Origin of the sequence: Polaribacter haliotis, from assembly GCF_014784055.1 — a bacterium.
Taxonomy (GTDB): domain Bacteria; phylum Bacteroidota; class Bacteroidia; order Flavobacteriales; family Flavobacteriaceae; genus Polaribacter; species Polaribacter haliotis.
Map to the genome: position 1 here is coordinate 1,078,777 of NZ_CP061813.1, position 18,952 is coordinate 1,097,728.

Sequence of the window (18,952 nt, forward strand, 5' to 3'; positions counted from 1 at the left end):
ATTCAATCGAAGAATTGAATTTTTGAGATATTATAATTTAAGAATATTAAAAAATGTGTTAATTATTTTTTCCTAAAACTAATAATTACAAATTCTGTTCTTCTGTTTGCTTGATGTTCTTCACTTGTACATTTTTCTCTATTAGAATGTGTATCATTATCTACACAACCATTTACTAATTGAGTTTCTCCATAACCTTTGTCTGATATTCTATCTGGATTTATACCTCTAGAGATAATATAATCTACAGTTGACTTAGCTCTTCTTTCTGATAATTTTTGATTATAATTTGCATTTCCACGAGCATCTGTGTGTGAGTTCCCTGCAATTATCATATTAGGATACTTTTCCATTACAGCAACTACTTTGTTTAACTCTCTTGCTGCATCTGGCCTAATATCTGTTTTGTTAAAATTGAAATATATAGGATTAATTTTAATAATTAACTCATTTACGTCATTTAAAGTAAACTCTTCAGACATAGATAAATTCAATTTAATTTTAGATGCAATATTTGTTGTAAATGAGGCCGTATCATTTTTATAATATTCTTTTAAACCTGTTATGATATAGTTCTTGTTACACGTTAATTTATATTTAAAATCTCCAAACTCATTTGTAATGGTATCTTTAACTATAATTCCTTTAGCATCTTTTAAAACAATTCTAGCATTTGGTATTTTTTGATTCATTTGATCTCTTACAGTACCTGTAATAACTCGCAAACAAGGTTTTTCTATTATTGGTATTGTTTTTTGTAATTCTATAACTGCATAAATATCATCATCTCCTGCGCCACCTTTTCTATTTGAAGACAAGTAACCTTTTTTGGTGTTCGGGTTTATTGAAAAAGCAAAATCATCTAATTGGGAATTTACAGGTGCTTTTAAATTTGCTGGTTTTTGAAATCTTCCGTTTTCTAACTTACTTGAAAAAACATCTAAAGCTCCAATTCCAAAATGTCCATCAGAAGAAAAATACAACACGTCATCATCAGAGATAAAAGGAAACATTTCTCTACCTTCAGTATTTACTTTTGGCCCTAAATTTTTAACTTCTCCATACGTATTATCACCATTAATAGCCACATAAAAGATATCTGTTTGCCCAATGCTTCCAGGCATATTAGATGTGAAATACAAACGTTTCCCATCTTTACTAACAGATGGATGACCAACAGAATATGCATCACTATTAAAAGGTAATTCTATTATGTTTATCCATTTTTTATTTACATATTCAGCTCTGTAAATTTTAAGATTATTATATCCTTTTTCATCTTTTCTATATCTGCCCTCATTATAATTATTTCTTGTGAAATACATTATTTTTTTATCCGGAGAAAATGATACAGAAGATTCGTGATACTTTGTGTTTATTTCATCAGACAAAGGTGTTTTTTCGTTTGCTGAATTCAATTTATCTTTTGATACATAAAAAATATCTAAAAAAGGTTTATTGTTTCTTGTATGAGTATTCTTTACAAATTTACCTACTTTTCTTGTTGATGAAAAAAAGATAATATTGTTATAATCCGTTACTCCAAAGTCTGAATTCTCTGTATTAATATATACTAAATTTGAAACTTCGTATAATGGCTTTTCATTTTTTATGGCTTCAATATTTGCATTTTTATCTGTAAATTCTTCTCCTCTTGAATCTTTTAATTTTGTTTGATGAAATTTTTGCATCCAAACTTTAGATTCTTTAAAGTTACCAACTGCTCTTAATGCTTGCGCATATTTAAACATATATTCTGATTCTTCGGGTGTAAAATTCTTGAATAATTTAGCATACGCTTCAGATGCTTCTTTCATTTTTACATTGTAGTAATAACTATCTCCCAAACGTTTTAGAACATGTTCTGTAGGATTTTTCTCTGCTAATTCTTTATATTTATTTGCAGCATCTACATAAGAAATATTGTCAAAAAATCTGTCTGCAGTTGCAGTCTGTTTAGTTTGCGAAAATAGAGACAAAGTACTTATTAAAAGTGCGAGTGTAAGTTGTATTGTTTTTTTCATGAGTAACATTATTAAAACTAAAAGAATCTTGGAGATTGTATTTTATCTCTTTTGTAGTTAAAATTATAAAGTAAAAATATTTCGTGAGAACCAGAATTAAAGTCGCCAAGGTTACTTAACGTGTAATCGTAAGCATAACCTATTCTTAAATTGTCTGTTGCTCTAATGTTTGCTAACGCAGATACAGATTCTGTTAACCTGTAAGACAATCCAACTTCAAATTTATCATAGAATAAAACGTTTCCAGAAAAATCTAAAGAAATTGGTGCGCCTTCTGCAGCTTTTAACATCATTGAAGGCTTTAACTTAATATCTCCTTCTAAATCGAACACATAACCAGTTGTTAAAAAGTAATGTTTTGTTTCTGATGCTTTAGATATTTGTCCTCCCTTTTTTTCAAAATGTAATGTTTCTAATAAATTAGGAACAGATAAACCAACATAAAACTTATCTGTATAATAAAATGCACCTACGCCAAAATTTGGCAATACTTTGTTTGCGTTTTGATTAACATAAGATTCATCGCCAATATCTGTTCTTGTTAAACAAGGTATGCAGACATTAAAAAATGTTGCTCCAGCTTTTAAACCAAAAGCTAATTTTCCTTGTTCACTAACATCTATTGTGTAAGAAAAATCGCCATATAAATTTTGTTCTTGAACAGGACCAATCTTATCTATTATAACCGATAAACCTAAACCAACATTTTTCCCTATTGGTGCATTTGCTCCTAAAGTTAAGGTTTCTGGAGCCCCTTCTAAACCAACCCATTGTGTTCTTGCTAAAAAATTTAGATTTAAACCATCATTAGAACCAGCGTAAGCAGGGTTTAAAATATTCATATTATACATGTACTGTGTATATTGTGGATCTTGCTGCGCTTTTGCAGAAAAAGTAAACAATATAACTGCAATGATTCCTAAAATTTGTTTCATTTGTATTGCTTTCATCTTAATTATCTGTTTAAATATACCCATCCTGTAATTGGTTTTCTAACACCATCGTTAAAGTTAATTATGTAATAATATGTGCCAGATGGCAGAGGTTTGCTTTTGTTTAATGTTAATTTTCCTGTGGAATAACCATCCCACCAAATTGGGCTTGTTTTACCATTATTGCTATAATTGTAAAGTTGAGCGCCCCATCTGTTAAAAATTTCTAATTTAAAGTTTGGATATTTATACAATTCTGTAATTTCAAACGTATCATTTTTACCATCTCCATTTGGTGAGAAAGATTCTGGAATTAGACCACAAGTTGTTAAGTCTAAATTATCTGAAATACCATCATTATCGCAATCTGACATAAACTCGTCTTTGGTAAGAATTCCATCACCATCATCATCTTCATCTAAATAATCTGGAATACCATCTTTGTCTGTGTCATCATCTGTTGGATCTCCGTTATTATTTATGTCTTCATCTTTGGTATCTATACCATCTCCATCATCATCTTTATCTAAATAGTTAGGTATTGTATCGTTATCAGAATCATCATTTGAAGGGTCTCCATCTAAAGTTACATCTTCATCTATGGTAAGAATTCCATCACCATCATCATCTTCATCTAAATAATCTGGAATTGAATCTCCATCTGAATTATCATTTGTTGAATCTCCATCATTATTAATATCTTCATTTTTTGTAAGTACCCCATCATTATCATCATCTGTATCTAAATAATTTGGAATTGTATCTCCATCAGAATCATCATTTGTTGGATTTCCATCTACTAAAACTACATCTTCATCTACAGTGTTAATTCCATCACCATCATCATCTAAATCTTGAAAATCTGGAATTATATCTCCATCTGTATCTCGAAGATTGTCTTTAGTTATTCCACTATCTGGTGTAGTTTCAATTCCATCAAACAAACCGTTTGTTCCAGAACCTGAAGCTGCTCCATCAATTACACCATCATTATTTGTGTCTGGTGCTCCAAAGCCAGATTCTGTTAAATCTGTAACTCCATCTGCGTCTGAATCTAAATCTAAATGGTCTGGAATTCCATCTGAATCTGAATCTCTATTAGGGTTTCCATTTTGTTCTACTGCATCTGGTATTCCATCATTGTCATCATCTAAATCTGATACGTCTGCAACACCATCTGAATCTGAATCTATTAGCGTATTAATTGTAACTCTTGCTTTATTTGAAGTTGCGCCAAGATTATCATTTATGGTATAATTTACTATTGCAATTCCTGAAAAAGTTGGAATAGGCGTGAAAAGCACATTTCCTAAAGCGTCAACTGTAAACGTTCCAACATTTGGCACAACCAAAGATGTAGTAGAGTTTCCTGTATTTGAAGGATTTCTTGGATCAATTAAAATAATTGTTGATGGAATTACATTTCCATCTAAATCGGTATCATTTGCACCAATTAATGGAATAGTAACAGGTGTATTTTGAACCGTTGTTACTTCATCATTATTTGCAATAGGAGCATCATCTACTGGTGTTACAGTAATATCTAATGTACTTGTTGCTATTAAATTACCATCTGTAATTGTGTAGGTAATTTGTGGAACATTTCCATTAAAATTTGATGCTGGATTGAATGTGTAACTTCCATCAGAATTAATAATTACAACTCCTTCTGTTATTGAAGTTGCTGTTGCTAAAGGATACGTTGTACCTCCAATACTAAATTCAGTTACTGTTAATGTAGTTCCTTCTGTATCTGTATCATTATTTAACAAACCGTTTACTGCAGTTACATTTAATCTTGTGTCTTCTGCTGTTGAATTTGTATCTGGATTCGCAATTGGTGCATCATTTACAGCTGTAACTTGAATGTTAATTGTTGCTACATTTGATGTTACTCCATCATTATCATTTACTGAATAATTTACATTTGCAGGACCGTTATAATTTATTGCAGGTGTAAATGTTACGTTTCCTAAAGGAGTTGCTGTGTAAGTTCCAATATTAGGAATTACCAAAGGAGTTGTAGAATTACCAACATTTGCAGGATTATTTGGGTCAATTAAAATGATACTTGCTGGATTTACTGTGCCATCATCTGTATCATTTGCAGTAATTGTTGCAATTGTAATTGGTTCATCTTCATTTGTAATATTCCCTGAATTGTTTATTGCAACTGGCGAATCATTTACTGGGCTTACAGAAATATCTAATGTGCTTGATGCAGTTAATTGACCATCTGTAATTGTATAATCAATTTGAGGTACAGTTCCATTAAAATCTTTTTCAGGATTGAAAGTGTAACTTCCGTCAGAATTAATTTTGATTGTTCCTTCTGGGATATGAACTGCAGTTCCTGCTGAATAGCTTGTACTATTTGCATTAAACTGGGTTACTTTTAAAGGTAAACCTTCTACATCTGAATCATTATTTAATATTCCGTTTGCAGTATTTACTGTTAATAAAGTGTCTTCTGCTGTTGCGCCAGTATCTGGATTTGCAACAGGCACATCATTTATAGGAGTTACTGTAATTGCTATTGTTGCTTGATTTTCAGAAACTACACCAAGATTATCTTGTGCTGTATAATTCACGTTTGCTGATCCATTATAATTTGCAACTGGTTCAAATGTTACGTTACCAAAAGAATCAATTGTGTACTTTCCAACATTTGGAATTTCTAAAGGAGTTAAAGAATTACCAATATTTGCAGGATTATTTGGGTCAATTAAAGTAATTGTTGCAGGGTTTACTGTACCATCATCTGTATCATTTAAAGTAATTGTTGCAATTGTAATAGGAGTGTCTTCATTGGTAACATTATCTAAATTGTCAACAACAACAGGTGTATCATTTACTGAAGTTACTGTTATATCTAAAGTACTTGTTGCTATGTCATTTCCATCAGAAATTGTATACATAACTTGTGGTACAATACCGTTAAAATCTTTAGCAGGTGTAAATGTGTAACTTCCGCTTGAAGTAATTACCAGATTTCCTTCTGTTAAATGTGCTGTTTCTCCAGCAGGATAGATGGTTCCTCCAATAGTAAATTGAGTTACAGTTAATGGTGTGTTCTCAACATCAGTATCATTATTTAACAAACCGTTTGTTGCGTTTACTGTAAGTGTTGTGTCTTCTAATGTTGAATTTGTATCAAAAACTGCAACTGGAACATCATTTACTGGAGTTACTGTAATTTCAACTTTTGCAACATTAGATGTAATTCCATCATTGTCATTTATTGTATAATTTACATTTGCAAGACCATTGTAGTTTGCAACTGGCATAAATATAACATCCCCAGAATTGTTAACAGTATAAGTTCCAACTCCTGTAATTACTAAAGGAGCTGTAGAATTTCCTATAATATTTGGATGTGCAGGATCAATTAACGTAATTGTTAAAGGGTCTACAGTTCCATCATCTGTATCATTTAATCCAATTGTCGGGATCGTTATTGCGTTATCTTCTAACGTTGTAAAACCTAAATTATCTACTGCAATAGGTGCATCATTTACAGCATCTACTGTAATATTTAATGTGCTTGTTGCTTCTGCTGTTCCATCTGTAATTGTGTAAGTTACTGGAGGAATAGTTCCATTGAAGTCTTTTGTTGGTGTAAATGTGTAACCTCCATCTGCAAGTATTAACAAATTACCTTGTGTTAAATGGGCAACTTCTCCTTTTTGATAAGTAGTAATTCCTATTTTGAATTCTTTTACTGATAAAACATCTCCATCAATATCTGTATCATTCATTAACAATCCATCTGTTGCAGAAACTGTTAAAACTTCATCTTCATTAATTGTTTTAGAATCTGTATTTGCAATTGGTGCATCATTTGCAGGATTTACTGTAATGTTTAAAGTACTTGTTGCATTTGCTGATACAGTTCCGTCAGAAATTTCATATTGAATTTCAGGAGCTTTACCATTAAAGTTTGGTGTTGGTATAAAAACATAACCTCCATTTACATTTACAGTTATAGAACCTTCTGTAACCACAATAGTTTGTCCTGCATTTTTAGTAACGCCACCGATTGTAAAATTGACAACTGTTATTGGGTCTAAATTTGCATCTGTATCATTTTTGATAATGCTTTTTGTATCACCATCTGCAACAGTTAACGTAACCTCTTCATCAGTAATATTTGTATCTGGATTCGCAATTGGTGCAAAAGAAGATTTAGGAACAATAACTGTTACAACAGCTGTATCAAAACCACCTTGTCCATCAGAAACTTGATAGGTGAAAATATCTGAACCATTATTAAATCCAGCTCCTGGAGTATATTTTATTGTTCCGATTGCATTCGTTACTGCTGTACCTTTTGTTGGTTGAATTATAATTGCACTTACTGATAAAACATCTCCATCTATATCTGTATCATTTGTTAACACAGGAATATCTATAGGTGTATTTGGGTCTGTTGCTGCTGTATCATCTACTGCTACAGGATTATCATCTACAGAAGTTACTGTAATTGTTAATGTTGTATGCGCAGTATTTGTTCCATCTGTTACTGTATAAGTAATTGTTGGTACAGTTCCGTTATAGTTTAATGTTGGTGTGTAAGAATAACTTCCATCTGCACTTATTTTTACAACTCCTGAAGCAATTGTTGCTGAAGTTTCTGCTGGATAATTTATTCCATTAATTGTAAATTGAGAAACCGTAATTACATCTCCATCTAAATCTGAATCATTATTTAGAACTCCATTTGTTGCTGAAACATTTAAAGGAGTATCTTCTAAAGTTGTATTTGTATCCGCAACTACAGTTGGTGTATCATTTACATTGGAAACTGTAATATCTAATGTTGATGTTGCAGTTAGAACTCCATCTGAAATTGTGTACATTACTTGAGGAACAGTTCCTACAAAGTGTGAAGCTGGTGTGTACTCATAACTTCCATCTGCATTTATTTTGATAGTTCCTTCTGTAATTGGTGCAGTTGTTCCTGCATTATAATCTGTTCCGTTAATTTGGAATTTTGTTACTGTTATAGTATCCCCATCTGAATCAGAATCATTTTTAAGAACTCCATTTGCTACATCAATATTTAAAATTGTGTCTTCATTTGTATTGTTTGTATCTGCATAAGCAATTGGTGCATCATTTACATTATCAACAGTTATTGTTAATGTGCTATGAGCTGTATGAACTTGATCTGAAATTGTATATGTAATTACAGGAACAGTTCCTTTAAAATGCAATGCTGGAGTGTAAACGTAACTTCCATCTTGATTAATTCTAACAGTTCCTTCTGCAAGTGTTGCAGTTGCTCCTGCATTATAAGGTATTCCGTTAACTTCAAAATTTAAAACATTTAAAGCATGATTTTCTGGGTCTGAATCGTTCTTTAAAACTCCATCAGCAGCTAATACACTTAATATTGTATCTTCATTTGTATTGTTAATATCTGCTATAGCAAGTGGAACATCATTTACTTCAATTACTGTAATATCTAATGTTGATGATGCTGTTTTATCTCCATCTGTAACAGTATAAGTAATTTGAGGAACATTTCCGTGAAAATGTGAAGCTGGTGTATACACATAACTTCCATCTGCATTTATTTTGATAGTTCCTTCAGTTATTGTTGCTGTTGTTCCTGCATTAGAATCGGTTCCGTTAATTTGGAATTTAGTAACTGATAATGGAAGATTTTCTTCATCTGTATCATTCTTTAAAACACCATTAGCTGCTGAAACATTTAAAATAGTATCTTCATTTGTACTATTTGTATCTGCAACTGCAGTAGGTCCATCATTTGTAGCATTTACGGTAATATCTAACGTAGAACTTGATGTTAACTCACCATCTGAAACAATATAATGTACTTGTGGTACGCTTCCATGGAAATGTGAAGCTGGATAAAAAGTATAACTTCCGTCTGAATTTACAACTAAATTTCCTTCTGTTAAATAAGCTGTTTCACCTGCATTATACGTTGTTGTTCCAATAGAAACTTGTGTTATTGTTTTGGTTACGGTTAATGAATTTCCATCAACATCAGAATCGTTGCTTAAAATTCCGTTTTCCGCAGAAACTGTTAAAACTACATCTTCATTTGTTACACCAAAATCTGCGACAGCAACTGGTGCATCATTTACTGGAATAACAGTAATATCTAATGTTGAACTTGCTGTTAAATTTCCGTCTGAAATTGTATAGGTAACTTGTGGTACGTTTCCGTTAAAATCATGTGTTGGTGTAAATGTGTAACTTCCATTGGCTTTTAGATTTAAAACCCCTTCTGTTAAGTTGATGTCTGCACCAACTGTTCCTGCAGTTCCACCAATTGAAATTGCGCTCACTATAATTGCATCACCATCTACATCATTATCATTTTTTAAAACTCCATTTGCAGCTACAACTGTTAACAACGTATCTTCATTTGTAGAGTTTGTGTCTTTTACTGCAACTGGCGCATCATTTACAGCATCCACTGAAATATCTAAAGTACTGCTTAAAATATCAGTACCATCAGTCATTGTATATGTAATCTGAGGAAAAGCTCCGTTAAAATTAGTTGCTGGGGTAAATACGTAACCTCCATCTGCATTAATGTGAATTGAACCTTCTGTAATATTTGCAGTTGTTCCAACAGGATATGTTGTTCCGTTTATTGCAAATTGAGTAACGTGTTCTGCATCGCCATCAATATCTGTATCATTTGCTAAAACTCCATTTGCAGCAGCTACATTTATAGGTGTGTTTTCTGTTGTTGAATTTACATCTGCTACTAAAACTGGATGATCGTTTAAAGGATTTACCGTTATTTTTAAAGTTGTACTTGCATTTGCAGTAGCAGTTCCATCTGTAATTGTGTAGGAAATATCTGGAACATTTCCGTTAAAATTTGCAACTGGTGTAAATATGTAACTTCCATCAAAATTTAATTTTATTGTTCCAACATTTGGAATTACAACTAAATCTCCAGCATTGTTTGTACCGGTAACTCCGTCTATAATAAAACTAACTAAAGTTAAATGATCTAAATTTCCATCTGTATCATTTTTTAGAACTCCATCGGTTCCATTTACAGTTAAAGTTACATCTTCATTTACTGAATTTGTATCTGCATTTGCAACTGGTGGAAATGGCGAAACAGGAATTGAAATATTTACAACTGCTGTTGTATTGTTTCCATTTCCATCAGAAATTTCATAAGTAAATGTGTCTGTTCCATTTGTTACTCCTGCATTTGGTGTGTAGGTTATTGTTCCATCAGCATTTATAACTGCAGTTCCTCTTGTAGAAGCAACTGTAATATTGCTTACTGTTAAAACGTCTCCATCTATATCAGTATCATTTGATAAAACTGGAATTTTAACGGCAACACCAGGATCTGTACCTGCAACATCATTGGTTGCAATTGGCGCATCATTTATTGGGTTTACTGTTAATTCTAAAGTATTATTTGCTGTTTTTGAACCATCAGAAATGGTGTACACAATTTGAGGAACAGCACCGTTAAAATTGGCAACTGGTACAAACGTGTAACTTCCGTCAGCTTTAATAGCTAAATCTCCTTTTCCTGGAATTGTAGTGGTTCCTCCTGTTGTAGCATTTACAGGAACTGTTGTTCCGTTTACAACAAACTTTGTAACTGTTAAAGAATCGTTTTCTATATCTGTATCATTCTTTAAAACTCCATTTGCTACTGAAACTGTTAAGGTTGTATCTTCATTTACAGAATTCGTATCTGGATTTGCAACTGGCGCATCATCTATCGGGTTTACTGTAATATCTAACATTGAACTTGCTGTTAGCGTTCCATCAGAAACAGTGTATGTAACTTGTGGTACAGCTCCGTTATAATTTAATGCTGGAGAAAAAACATAACTTCCATCAGCATTCATTTTTAAAGTTCCAATAGTAGGAATTGTTGCAGTTGTACCTGCATTTGTTGTTCCTGCAATTCCGTTGATTACAAAGCTTACTACATTTAAAGTGGTTCCTTCATCAACATCTGTATCATTTTTTAAAACTCCATTTAGAGCAGAAACAGTTAATGTAATATCTTCATTAGTAACATTTGTATCAGGATTTGCAATTGGGGCATCATTTACAGCATTTACAGTAATATCTAAAGTTGCATTTGCTGTATTAACATCATCTGTAATGGTATAATGTATTTGAGGTACTTTTCCGTTAAAGTTAGCAACGGGTACAAAAGTATAACTACCATTTCTTGTGATTGTTAACGTTCCTTTTCCTGGAATTAATGTTGAAGCTCCTGCTGGATCATCAACTGGAACATCAACAACTACTCCTTCTACAACAAATTGAATTATGTTTATTCCATGTCCATCAGGATCATTATCATTCTTTAATAAACCATCTACTTCTGCAACTGTTAAGGTTGTATTTTCATTTGTAGTATTTGTATCTGGCAAAGCAATTGGCGCATCATTTACTGGAATTACAGTAATATCTAATGTACTTGTTGCCGTTAATATTCCGTCTGAAATTGTATACGTTACTTGAGGTACATTCCCATTAAAATTAGCAAAAGGTGTATAGGTATAACTTCCGTTTGCACTTAATTTTAAAGTTCCAACATTTGGAATTGTTACTGTACCATTTGCATTTGTAGTTCCTGCAATTCCATCAACAATAAAACTTGAAACTACTAAAGTTGTTCCTGCATCAATATCTGTATCGTTTTTTAAAACTCCGTTTGAAGCAGAAACATTTAAAATAACATCTTCGTTGGTTGTATTTGCATCTGGATTTGCTATTGGTGCATCATCTACATCAGAAACTGTAATATCTAAAGTGCTTGTTGCTGTATTTACACCATCTGAAACAGTGTACATTACTTGCGGAATTGTTCCGTGGAAATTTAAAACAGGTACAAAAGCATAACTTCCATCTCTTCTAATTGTTAATTCTCCTTTATTAGCAATTGTTCTTTTTCCTCCAATATTCGGGTCTACAGTAACTGAAACTCCTTCAACAACGAATTTGGTAACAATCATTGTATTTCCATCTACATCTGTATCATTTTTAAGAATTCCATCTACTGAAACAACATTTAATGTAACATCTTCTGGTGTTGTAGCTGTGTCTGGATTAGCAATTGGTGCATCATTTACAGCATTTACAGTTATATTTATGGTTGCTGAATTTGAAATTAAACCTAAATTATCTTCTACTGTATAATTGATATTTGGATTTCCATAATAATTTGCAACTGGTGTAAAAACCAATGTTCCTGAACCAGTAACTGTATAAGTTCCCACATTTGCAATTACTAACGGAGTTCCTGTCATTCCTACATTTGCAGGATTATTTGGATCTATTAAAATGATAGACGTTGTATCTATGGTTCCATCTACATCTGTATCGTTTGATGTAATTGTAGTAAGCGTTAAAACGCCACCTTCATTAATTGTTCCTGAAACATTATTTGCTATAGGTGCATCATTTACAGATGTTACAGAAATACCAATAGTTCCTTCGTTTGAAGTAATGTTTCGAGTATCTTTTACGGTGTATTTTATATCTGCAGTTCCGTTAAAGTTTGGTTCTGGAGTAAAAATAACATCTCCTGCTGGATTTACAGTATAAGTTCCTTTTCCTACAATTACTAAAGGAGTTCCAGATTTTCCTGTATTTGCAGGATTATTTGGGTCAATTAAAATAATTGTTGATGGAACGATTGCGCCATCTGAATCTGTATCATTTCCAGTAATTGTAGCAATTATAATTGGAGTGTCTTCTGGAGTTGGATTGTTTAAATCGTCAACTGCAACTGGTGGTGTATTATTTACTGATAATTTTCCAGCATCTGAAGTTGTAGGACAAACATAATCTGGTTTAGAAATTACGACTCTAAATAAATAATTATTTTCTGCAATTGTAACATTAGAAATGGTTAATTTAGTTGAAGTTGCTCCAACAAATTGTCCGCCATTTGCAACATTTGTATAAGTTGTACCATTATCTATACTTTGTTGCCATTGAAAAACTGAACCTGTAGAAGTCGCTTCGAAAGTTGTACTTGCACCTACAAATACTGTTTTATTTGTTGGTTGAGAACTTACAACAACAGCTGTACCAGCAGTAGTTACATTGATGTTTCTACCCATATAAGCTGATGCAAAACCGGTAACTTTACCATCTCCACCAATTCCATTTCCTTGAACTTCTCCTGGTTTTGTAGTACTTTCTGTATGGCCAGCTTCTTTAACATCTGGACAACCATCATTATCTGAATCTGTATCTTGATGATCTGGTTTTCCATCTGAATCTCTATCAAAAGTAGAAACGATTCCGCTTGCGTTTAAAGTTCCATAATCTGGATCTTTATAATCTGGAATTCCGTCTAAATCTGCATCTGCATCAGGATTTACATTTCCTGGAGTTTCTTGTGTATCTAAAATTCCATCATTATCATCATCTAAATCTGTAACATCTGGAACACCATCAGCATCTGAATCTACATTTAATGTAATTGTTAAAGTTGATGAAGCTGTTCCTCCTGTTCCATCAGTAATTGAATACGTTGCTACTGGAATTGCACCTGAATAACCTGTTTCTGGAACAAAAACGTAACTTCCGTTTGTGTTAATTTTTAACGTTCCAACTCCAGTAATTGTAGCTGTTTGATTTGCGTTATGCATTGTTGCATCTCCAGCAATTACAAATGTTGTAACTGTTAAAATTGCAGACTCCACATCTGTATCATTTTTTAAAACTCCATGTGCACCATTAACTGTTAATGTAACATTTTGAGTTGTAGAATTTGTATCAGGATTTGCAATTGGGTTGTCATTTACAGCAGTAATTGTAATATTTATAGGAGCAATATTTGATGTAAAATTATCATTATCTTTTATTGTATAATTGATATTTGCAGTTCCGTTAAAATTAGGTTCTGGCGTAAAAGTTAAGTTTCCATTTGCATCAATAGTATAGGTTCCTTTTCCTGCAATTACTAAAGGTGTTCCTGTTTTTCCTGTATTTGTTGCATCTGTTGGGTCTATTAATATAATTGTTGCTGGAACTACATTCCCATCTTCATCTGTATCATTTACATTAATAGTTGCAATATTTACTGGATTGTCTTCTGTTGCTGTGCCAGAATTTGCAACTGCAACTGGTGCATCATTTACAGCAGTTATTGTAATATCTGTTGTTCCTGTAACTGGTGGAGAAATTCCGTCTGAAACTGAATATGTAAAATCTCCAGGATTATCTGTACCATTATAAGCAGTTGGAGCATCATAAGTTAAGCCTACTAATTCTGCAGAAGTTAGGGTAGAACCATTTGTAACAACAGTTCCGTTTGCTTTTTTAACAACTCCTAAAGTTGGTAAACCTGTAACTGTAATTGTTAATGTATTTCCATCTGGGTCAGTTGGTATCGCTAAACCTAAAGAAGTATTTTTGCTTTCTTCTTCAACTGTAATTGCAGAACTATTTGCAATTGGTGGTTTGTTGGTTGATACTGTTAATTTAGCTTGATTAGAAACTATTTCACAAACATAATCCGTTTTAGAAGCGTTTAATCTAAATAAATAATTGTTTTGAGAAGCTGTTACACCAGTAATAGTAATTGTGTTTGTATTCGTGCCACTGTACACGCCATTATCTAATATTGTATGAAAACTTGCTCCATTATCTGTACTTACTTCCCATTGTAAAACATTACCAGTTGTTGCTACAGTAAAAGATGTATTATCTCCAGCATTAACCGTTTTATCTGTTGGTTGATTTGTAATAACTTCTGCAATACCAGCAGTTACAACATTTGTATTTGAACCAGTATAAGCAGTTGTAAAACCTTTTACTTTACCATCTGTTGCATAACCAGTTCCTTGAACTTCACCAGCTTTTACAGTACTTTCTACATGCAAAGATTCTCTAACATCCGGACAACCATCACCATCTGAATCTGTATCAAATTGGTCTATTTTTCCATCTTTATCAATATCAAATCTGTCATCTATATTATCTGAATTTGTATCTACAAACCCTGGAGCTGCAGGGTCTTTATAATCTATAACTCCATTATTATTCGCATCAAGAATTGGATTTGTACCATTATTTTCTACGGTGTCTAAAATTCCGTCATTGTCATCATCTAAATCTATATTATCTCCAATTCCATCATTATCGTTATCATTATCAATAACTAAAATACCTAATGTTCCGTTTTCTGCGTGTAAACCTAAAGTATCTTCAACAGTAAATTTTATAGAAGCATCACCTGCAAAATTTACTACTGGTGTAAAAACTAAACTACCACTGTTTGTTACTGTGTATGTTCCTACATTTGGGATTATCAAAGGGGAACCTACTTTTCCTTGGTTAGCGGTATTGTTTGGATCAATTAACTTCACTGTAGTTAAATCAATATTTCCATCAACATCAATTGCGCCCGTTAAAATATTTCCAGAAAAAGTTGTGCCTATATTTATAGTATTCCCTAAATTATCTACAACTGTTGGGGCAGTGTTTAAAGTTGTAGTTTGTGGATTACTAAAATTAATTTCTTTTAAAAAACTTACAGAATGTAATCTTGCATAAGAAGAGGTTGTTGCATCTCCATTTCTAAATCTAATGGTACTTACATTTTCGTAATCGATTCTTACTACTGCTCTTGGATTTGTAGAAATTCCGTTTATACTTCCAGAAGGCGATTGAAATCTTGTAAATGGAGCATGGGGTTGCGAAACTGTTAAAAGAGAATTATTTCCTCCTTCTAAAACATACGATTTTGCCACAACTGCACTAAAAAATTCTCTACCATCTACATCAATTGCTTCAACAGAAAAATTATTTAAAACAATTGGCGTCCCTATATCTGAAGCATTAGTTACAGTTCCGTCTGCAACAAAATTAATTTCCCATTCTACATAACCTCCACCTTGTGTTATACTTGTTGTAGGTTGAAAACGATCATCTGAACCGTAAGTACTTTCGTCAGTTTCACCAATATTTGCGTGTGAAATATTTACAATAGTTACAACTGCATCTACTGTAATTCCATCTTGATTTACAACTACATTCTGGTAAATGTATTTAGCACCAACTGTATTACTTGCTGGACTCCCAGATAAACGAGTAGGACCTTTTGCTGCACTAAATTTAGGTTTTAATTGTGCACTTAAAGTTAATGTAAAGCAAAAAATGAGAATTGCTAATACTTTTGAAAAAGTGTTTTTTTTGTAGGATTTCATATTAACGTGATTAATGTGAATTTTAGTGGAAAAAATAAAATTTAATTATGTACACAAATATGTAGTAATTCAGTTAATAAGGGCTTGTATTGTACTACTCACTTACCACGCAATAATTAAAAAAAAAGTAATTATCTCATAAAAAGAAAAATGCATCTAAAAATATTATATTATTAATAAGAGATAGTTTAAAGTTAATAATAGCTTTCTTTACTAAACCTTTCTTATTTTTGTTATCTTACATTCATCCCCAAGCAATTCTAAAATTTTGAAATCAAAAAATCTATATAAATTTATTTTAATAAACTTTCTTTTTTTGAGTATTGCATCATATTCTCAAAACAAAGCCTCTAATGTTTTTTTAAGATATATTGATTCTGCTGATGTAAATATTTACGATCGACCAGTTATTGCTAATAATTTTTTAGATTCCATACCTAAACCTTTAGAGAATAGTATTAAAGGGCATATTGCTAAATACTATCACTTTAAAGCAGTAATTAGTAGTTTTTTAAGTGATGATGCAGAAGTGTATCATTACAATATTCTTTCTTTGAAATATGCAGAAAAAGAAAAGAATTATGAAATGGCTGGCGCTTCAAGTATCGAATTGTTTTACAACCTTTTCGTTATAAAAAAAGATTCAACTGCGTTGGATTATTTAGAAAAAGCAGAAAAATTTTACACATTAGATAACAATAAAAAAGGTCTTATAGATGTAATGCAAATGAGAGCTTTTACAGAGTTTAATCGAGATAACTACAAAAAAAGTAACGACCTACTTATACCTGAATTAGCATTTTATAAATCTATTGAAGACGATTCTTTTTACTATATGTATGCTTTGTTTATGTTAACTTCTAACTATATTCATTTAAACGAAGATAGTTCTCGTAAAAAATATTTTAACGAATTTAGAAAATTAGAAAATGACACCACTATTTCTTCATCTCTTTATAAAAAACATAGTGTTACTTTAAACATTTGTATGCAACATTTGCATTTAGAAAGAGAAGAATTAGATTCGACTTTTTATTATTTAAAGAAAGTAGATCAATTGAGAAGCTCTATGAATAATACAGATAAAGAAACTCACTTTAAAAACTACGTTTCTTACTATGAAAAAATAAACAATAGAGAAGCAAAAAACAACTACATTGATTCATTAAAACTACATAATGAAAACTTGATTGAAAAAAATCTTAGTGCAAGTTATAACATTAATGAATCTCTTCTAGAAACCTCTAATAGCTTAAAAATTGAAACTGAAAAAAAATTTATAAATAGATATTGGATTTTATTTTTAGCAGTATTATTAATTGCATTAATTATTTTTATATTAGTAAAGCAAAAAACAATTAGGAAGAAAATTGAAGAATTTTCGAAAAGGAAAAAAGAGTATACCTTTTTACAAAACAATCATGAAAAATTAAAAGTAAAAGTTAAAGGTCTCGAAAATTATATTGTAGAAATAAAAAAAGAAGTCAAAAGCATTTCTTCAATTACTACTCTAGAAGAACAAAAGAAAAGGATTCAAGAACTTCATAAAGGAATACACCATAACTCATCTGTATTACTAGCCAAAGGAGAGAGTCATTTAGACTTAATTAACGAATTAAATGTTGAGTTTTTTAATGAAATATCTATAAAACACCCAGAATTAAATTCTTCTGAAAGAATAATATGTTACTATTTGTTTATGGATTTTAAAAGTAAAGAAATTGCCGCTTTTATAAACACATCTGTAAGATCTATAGAAAGTAAAAGATATAGAATTGCAAATAAATTAAATATAAAAGAGACAAATTACAACCTTACAGAATATTTAAAAGAGACATTTAAACATACTTTATCATCATAAATAGATAACTTGAAATAACATTTTTATTTGGGCGTTTTAACGGGCTTTCCATTATATCTTTTTGCAAAAAAGCAAAAAGGATGTCATTACAATCCCTAACGCAAATTGCTTTTTTGAAAACTTTCTACTAGGTTTTAAAAACTTTTAGCTTACTTATTTCGGAATCAAATCGCAATACCAAAAACTAGTATCGTAGTTTTTTTCTTCTTCTATGTCTTTTGATTGATGGCAATTGTCATCATCATTATCATGCAAAGTATACGAACGCAAAGTTTTCTCGCCAATGGTAAAATCTACAGGTTTGCTAAAATTTGGTCCATCAAAAACAAACGTATGAAACTCACCATTTTCTCCACAAACATCTACATTTTCTGGTAAATCTTTTATAAACTGTTCGTCTATAATTCTACCGACAAATTCTTCGCCTAATAATTTTGCATTCACACAAACTGTAATTGCTTTAAAACCCAATTCTAAAAATTCGTTTATTATTTCTTTCGTGTCTTTTTTCCAAAGTGGATACACTCCTTTAATGCCGACTTCTTTTAATTTTGTATCTCTAAACGCTTTTAAATCTTCCAAAAAAATATCGCCAAAAACTGCATGTTCATATTGTTTTTCAACTAAAGAATCCATTGCTACTTTCATGGTTTCTGAATAAGAATCCATGGTAACATTTGCAGGAAAAGAAATTTTATAAAGTGGAAGTTCTAAAGATGCTGTTTGTTTTTCGAGTAGTTCTTCTCGTAAACCATGCATAGAAACACGTTTATAATCTTCATTTACAGTCGTTACCAACAAGTTGACATCATAGTAAGAATTCTGTTGCATTTTAAACAGTGCCAATGCAGAATCTTTTCCTGAACTCCAATTAAAATAAGTTTTTTTCATCATTTCATTAGGCATAAAAAAATCCTACACAAGTAGGATTTTTAA

At 31.5% G+C, this 18,952-nt stretch carries 5 protein-coding genes; 1 reads left to right on the forward strand and 4 read right to left on the reverse strand.

The features are described 5' to 3' along the window. Positions 1 to 62: 62 nt before the first annotated feature. Genes H9I45_RS04540 through H9I45_RS04550 form a run of 3 tightly spaced genes read right to left on the reverse strand, consistent with a single transcriptional unit; the run spans position 63 to position 16,155 of the window. On the reverse strand, positions 63 to 2,024 hold the full coding sequence (locus H9I45_RS04540) for an OmpA family protein (RefSeq protein WP_088352883.1): 1,962 nt from the start codon (positions 2,022 to 2,024) through the stop codon (positions 63 to 65). Positions 2,025 to 2,041: 17 nt separating this feature from the next. Beyond that, the gene (locus H9I45_RS04545; protein WP_228455043.1) at positions 2,042 to 2,974 is read right to left on the reverse strand and encodes a PorP/SprF family type IX secretion system membrane protein; all 933 of its coding nucleotides are present in this window, start codon (positions 2,972 to 2,974) and stop codon (positions 2,042 to 2,044) included. A gap of 5 nt (positions 2,975 to 2,979) precedes the next feature. Then, on the reverse strand, positions 2,980 to 16,155 hold the full coding sequence (locus H9I45_RS04550; RefSeq protein ID WP_088352884.1) for a cadherin-like domain-containing protein: 13,176 nt from the start codon (positions 16,153 to 16,155) through the stop codon (positions 2,980 to 2,982). Between the two features lie 316 nt (positions 16,156 to 16,471). On the opposite strand from H9I45_RS04550, the gene H9I45_RS04555 reads away from it, so the two are divergent. Further along, the gene (locus tag H9I45_RS04555; RefSeq protein WP_140422722.1) at positions 16,472 to 18,016 is read left to right on the forward strand and encodes a helix-turn-helix transcriptional regulator; all 1,545 of its coding nucleotides are present in this window, start codon (positions 16,472 to 16,474) and stop codon (positions 18,014 to 18,016) included. A 153-nt stretch (positions 18,017 to 18,169) separates the two neighbouring features. Here the strand turns inward: H9I45_RS04555 and H9I45_RS04560 are convergent, their stop codons facing one another. After that, complete coding sequence (locus H9I45_RS04560; RefSeq protein WP_088353029.1) at positions 18,170 to 18,907, reverse strand: Dph6-related ATP pyrophosphatase; 738 nt, start codon at positions 18,905 to 18,907, stop codon at positions 18,170 to 18,172. Positions 18,908 to 18,952: the final 45 nt, after the last annotated feature.

Excerpts from the sequence above, each read along its gene's own strand:
- H9I45_RS04560 (WP_088353029.1), bottom strand. The coding sequence starts at position 18,907 with ATGAAAAAAACTTATTTTAATTGGAGTTCAGGAAAAGATTCTGCATTG.
- H9I45_RS04550 (WP_088352884.1), bottom strand. The coding sequence starts at position 16,155 with ATGAAATCCTACAAAAAAAACACTTTTTCAAAAGTATTAGCAATTCTC.
- H9I45_RS04540 (WP_088352883.1), bottom strand. The coding sequence starts at position 2,024 with ATGAAAAAAACAATACAACTTACACTCGCACTTTTAATAAGTACTTTG.
- H9I45_RS04545 (WP_228455043.1), bottom strand. The coding sequence starts at position 2,974 with ATGAAAGCAATACAAATGAAACAAATTTTAGGAATCATTGCAGTTATA.